Here is a 5,011-nt window from a genome sequence, read left to right as displayed (position 1 = left end):
AGGCTGTTTGAAAAGTTTTATTTGATACGATTGCAGGCTGTCAATCCTCCTAAATCCCCCTTAAAAAGGGGAACTTTGACTCTTGCTCCCCCTTTTTAAGGGGGCTGGGGGGATTCAATCTATACTTTTCAAACACCCTCTTACACCCACCCGCCAACTTCTGCTTCGGTGAGAGATTTTTCAAGCTTGCTATATTCCGTCTGTGCCGCTCTGAGTAAATGTTTCATCTGGACTGCTTCGCCGCGATCGATACTTGCTAGCAAGATGTTATTCCATTCGATATTCGTAAATTCTTAGCTTTTGTTGAAACTTGACACACATTAAGTTATCACATACAATTATAATATCGACAAACAATTAACCAAGTAAAAAATATGTCAGAAGAACGTTTCGATCGGCTTGAAAATCAGCTTAGTCAAATAGTTCAAGCTATGACTGTCATGCAAAATCGGATCGATAGCATTGAAGGTACTTTAATGATTGCAATGCGGTCTGGTTTTGATTCGATGCAAGTCGCAATTAACGATCTCAACGTGGATCTTAATGTAATGGAAGTTCAAACAGAGCGAAATGCCCGCAAAAGTCGTCGGGTAAATCAGCGGGTAACAGCACTAGAAGCGCGGGTTGACGACCTCGACTAAAATTTAAATTACTAGCAACCGAATTATCCGGTTGCTAGTAATCGATCGCATCTCATGAATATCGACAAACAATTAAAGCAATCTATGTCAATTATATCTTGCCCACACTGCCAGTCGATAGCTATCCGTCTCTTCGGTAGGACTAGCAGTGGCACCCAACGTTATCGTTGTAACACTTGTGGCAAATCATTTACTTTTACTGCTGTCGGTCGTCCCTGCATCGGAGATCGCCCATTGACCAACTACGAGAAAGTTAAGCGGCATCGACAAAAGAAATAGAATAACGTGAGTTTAGGTTAAATGCTAGTTTACAGCCAACCGCTGAAGTTCTGCGGTGAAAACCTCAGATCCAACCATCCGCGAGCTTGAAAGAGCAGCTTGGGCTTGCTGACCGTTGGCGTAGCCTCTCCTGTGGAGAATAGCTAAGTCTTCCAATCGAGCCAGTTTTTCGATTAACAGATCGTAGTTTTCAACTGACATAATTACATAACTCAATTGAGATTCTGCCGTTAATAAAACAGGCTCGACAGCAGCCCGATTTAGAGCTTCACTATGAGTAGCTTGGATTTCAGTAACAGAAAAACTTTGCATTTTTACGCCATTTTTCAAAAGCTTATACTCTAAACTCGATCGGTTACACCCAGCCGCCGACTTCTGCTTCTGTTAGAGATTTTTCGAGCTTGCTATATTCCGTCTGTGCCGCTCTGAGTATGTGCTTCATCTGGACTGCTTCGCCGCGATCGGCTGCTAGAAATGCGCCATTAAGAGCGATATTACGGATGTTCCCGCCAGCGACATTCAATCGTCCTAATTTGAGATAATCTAAATCTTCAGTCGGGGTATTGCGGGGGAAAATACGCCGCCAAATTTCGGCACGTTGGGAGGCATCGGGGAAGGGAAACTGGGTGACAAAACGAATGCGGCGTAAGAATGCCGGATCGATCGCACTTTTTAAGTTAGTCGTTAAAATTGCTAAACCGGGATAAGATTCCATCCGTTGTAAGAGATAACTTACCTCGATATTCGCATAGCGATCGCGGGCATCTTTAACTTCGCTGCGTTTGCCGAATAAGGCATCGGCTTCATCGAATAATAAAATTGCGCCGCCATATTCGGCGGCATCGAAAACTCGGCGCAGGTTTTTTTCAGTTTCGCCGATATATTTACTGACGACTGAAGAGAGATCGATTCGATAGAGATCGAGGCGTAATTCTTGGGCTAATACTTCCGCCGCGAGGGTTTTACCCGTACCGCTAGAGCCAGCAAAGAGGGCACTAATCCCCAATCCGCGCGAATTTTTGGCTCCGAAGCCCCAGGTTTGATAGACGGTGATGCGTTGGCGAACGTGGGCGGCGACTTCCCTCAGGATTTCGCGCTGGGAATCTGGTAGTACCAAATTTTCCCAATCGGCACTAGGGGGAATCTGTTGAGCCAATTCGTCGAGGCGGGGACGCGCTTGCCAGCGACAGGCATCCCAGAGGACGTGTCCCAGGTCGTTTTCGGTGTTGAGGTGCAAATGCCCTGCGGCTTCGATACAGGCGGCTTGAATGGTCGTAGGGCTGAGGTTAAATTGAGATACGAGCTTAGGAACTTGCGTGTTAAATTCTGGGGCTAATTTGCCGATCGATCGATGCCAGACTTGGCTCTGTTCGTCAAAATGCGGTAAGCCGACTTCAAAATTTACTACCGGGCGTTGCCCGACACGCAATCGTTCGCGACTGGCGACGAATAAGCATCGTTCGATCGAGTGTAGCAGGCGCGAGATCGCTCTGGCGCGGGGTGCATCGGCATCGAATTCGTCGCAGTCGAGGTAGAGAATGCTATTGGTTAAAATTGTTTCGCGTTGCCACAGGCGGATAAAGGTATCGAGTTCGTCAGCGGCGAGGGGAATGGCTTGAGCGGGAATGGAGATCGATCGCAGTTCGCAGATCTGACAGACGGTGGCTGCGATCGCTTTTTTACTATCGAATTCGGCTCCAGATAATTGCACTACCGGGATTCTACCCGATCGCGGTTGTCTCCAGAGTGCGGCAATCCGATCGGCGAGAATTTGATGCGATGGCACTAATTCGCCTGCTTCAGCGGTTAAAGATTCCACCATCGTCGCCAGCCGCGCATCCGCACATTCGGTACCGAGGATGTAGTGCAAAATCCGTTCGTCCAGTTTGATCGGACTCCCCGTGAGGGCATTCCCCGCGCCGATTTCTATCAATCGCCAGTGCCGCAATGGGGCATCGGGGGCGATCGATTTCCAGTCGGAATCGGGGAATACGGCTAGAGCCAAGCCTAAAGTCGGGTAGGTGAATTGAGCGTTACCTTGTACCGCCGCAAATAAGCTGCCAAAATCGACCCTAAATTCGATCGCCACACACAGTAGTAGAATCTGGCGATCGAATGTCGATAAATTAAAGAGTTGGCACAGTCGATCGAGAGCTGAGGGCGCAGGTAAAGCCGCTACAGCCGCCTCCAAATCTCGATCGAGTTCCATGCCGCGTAATTGCAATTCCGGCTGGCTCTGAGGCGGAGATCCATAGCATTCCAACCGATTGCGTAATACTTCGATCGCGGTTGATAAGTAATGATGGTTGGCTGCATTCCAATCTCGACTATTTAGTAACGTATCCGGCTCTAATTCTCTGCTCTCACCAACATCAATAATCTGTGTTTTCTTACTCATGGAATGACTACCTGCGTGCCACCGCATTTACCGAATAAATCGACATGAAGCTGACTTTCGGCACCATCTACCCGCACTCTGACTAGATAGGTACCAGCAGCGAGATTAGCAACATTAAATGTTAATAAATCGGTATCCTCATTAGCGGAAGTTGCGAGACAGGTATGGACAATTTTGTGGGGCATCGCTGGATCGGCTAAGAGTAAAGTTACTTGCTGGGACGCGCCAACTTTGGGGCTAAATTTGACAGCAATATCGGCACTACGAACATCTTTATCGCGATCGCGAATTTGGGTAACGGTGGCAGTAATTTCTGGATGTAAAACAAAGGCAGCGAGATTAGACTCGATAAAGCGATCTGGCGCGCTGCTCAATGAGTGCAAAATTTGGACTCCTTGAACTCCAGCCGATAAATGTGCGGGTACTTTGAGGGTAATTTGATTGGGAGTAACATCTTGGGGTGCTAGTAAGATATCCTGCTTGCCGATTCTAATTTTGGTAATTTCGCCGCGTAAATCTCGCCCGCGAATTAATAATGAATTATTAACAGTAATCGATCGATCTCCGATCGAAGTAACTCGATCGATTTGTGGCAATCGGCAATTTTTTACGGCTGCGGGATCGAGATCGTGACGATCGGGTATCGATACCATCGACACCTTATAGGCAGTCGAAGGGCGATAATTAGTTTGCAGTAACGACCACAATCTCGATGTTTCTTCAAGGTTTAAAAATTCTGAAGAAATCTTAATTTCTCCAAGATTTTGGGCTAACTCCGTTGCTGAAATTGCCGAAAGTGCTTGCGAAAATACATTAGCCGCACTAACTTTAGTTGCATTAGTTAACGCTGTCTCGATCCGATCGCTCGTCAGTACGGGAATTTTATACAATAAATGGATCGCATAACCCAATAGTAATTCCGCCTGAAAATCTTTAGCACCATACGCCGTCAGCAAATAATATAAATCTAAAGCTAACGGTGGATTCGCCGCACGAGCGTCGCGGGCAAATTGTTTATCTGCTGTATTTGACAACCAATCAGCATTCCGATTGGGTGAAATTTGATACAGAAATAGATTTAATTGCGGACGTTCGTCGGCTTCGACCGAAATGCGATCGGGCGGTAATGCAGTCACCATTACATCCCCAATACTAGAGACGATCGCATCACTGACAAGACCGTTTTCTAGTAAATCTTTAATTACTGCCGTTACAGCAGCGATCGAGAGTACATTACTCATCCTTTGATTACCCCATCATCGCTACACAAATTATCCCAAAACCCAGACACAAAATAACATTTACAACAAAATAATACATTTAAATGTCGGGCATTAGACAAATCTGGTCTTAATAAATGATGTTTGACAGGAAACTTGTCCTCACCCACAATCTCTTACCCAAGTCTATTGTGTGTACACAAGTTATTTGAATTGCTGCGTAGTCCCTTTACCCCACCCCAGCCCTCCCCGAATATGCGCGGCTCGATCCCGCCTTTGTTCCCCGACCATGGAAGCGAGACAAGACAGGGGAGGGAGTAAGAAAAGCCTCCCTTTATAAGGCTACGGTGTACACACAAGTCTGAATAAAAGCGAAAACCCTAGAAATCCCCCTAAATCTCCCTTGGAAAGCTACCGTGTACACACTCTCTAGAAATAAGCGAAGTGGGCTTGAATCCCCCTAAATCCCCCTT

The 5,011-nt window shown here is 46.6% G+C and carries 6 protein-coding genes; 2 read left to right on the top strand and 4 right to left on the bottom strand.

The genetic code is table 11. The annotated features are described in order from the left end of the window. Window positions 1-140 precede the first annotated feature (140 nt). A complete protein-coding gene (locus tag RMO79_RS19155) occupies window positions 141-263 on the bottom strand; it encodes a hypothetical protein (RefSeq protein ID WP_310484840.1) in 123 nt (40 codons plus the stop codon). 111 nt (window positions 264-374) lie between these two features. Here RMO79_RS19155 and RMO79_RS19150 point away from each other — a divergent pair, with 111 nt between their 5' ends. Then, entirely contained in the window at window positions 375-641 is a 267-nt protein-coding gene (locus RMO79_RS19150; RefSeq protein ID WP_310484839.1) for a hypothetical protein, read from the top strand. A 54-nt stretch (window positions 642-695) separates the two neighbouring features. Beyond that, the gene (locus RMO79_RS24635; protein WP_396136635.1) at window positions 696-920 is read left to right on the top strand and encodes an IS1 family transposase; all 225 of its coding nucleotides are present in this window, start codon (window positions 696-698) and stop codon (window positions 918-920) included. A 24-nt stretch (window positions 921-944) separates the two neighbouring features. Here RMO79_RS24635 and RMO79_RS19145 read toward each other — a convergent pair whose 3' ends face one another. From RMO79_RS19145 to RMO79_RS19135, 3 genes are read right to left on the bottom strand one after another with little or no spacing between them, the layout of a single operon-like run. After that, on the bottom strand, window positions 945-1,232 hold the full coding sequence (locus RMO79_RS19145; RefSeq protein ID WP_310484837.1) for a hypothetical protein: 288 nt from the start codon (window positions 1,230-1,232) through the stop codon (window positions 945-947). A 43-nt stretch (window positions 1,233-1,275) separates the two neighbouring features. Continuing rightward, the gene (locus tag RMO79_RS19140; protein WP_310484836.1) at window positions 1,276-3,318 is read right to left on the bottom strand and encodes an ATP-binding protein; all 2,043 of its coding nucleotides are present in this window, start codon (window positions 3,316-3,318) and stop codon (window positions 1,276-1,278) included. After that, the gene (locus tag RMO79_RS19135) at window positions 3,315-4,559 is read right to left on the bottom strand and encodes a DUF4255 domain-containing protein (protein ID WP_310484835.1); all 1,245 of its coding nucleotides are present in this window, start codon (window positions 4,557-4,559) and stop codon (window positions 3,315-3,317) included. Before RMO79_RS19135 ends, RMO79_RS19140 begins: the two co-directional genes overlap by 4 nt. Window positions 4,560-5,011 lie beyond the last annotated feature (452 nt).

The organism is Chamaesiphon sp. VAR_48_metabat_403 (assembly GCF_031422475.1).
Classification (GTDB): domain Bacteria; phylum Cyanobacteriota; class Cyanobacteriia; order Cyanobacteriales; family Chamaesiphonaceae; genus Chamaesiphon.
The sequence above is the reverse complement of the archived record's forward strand: the minus strand, read 5'-3'. Positions and strand labels throughout refer to the sequence as shown.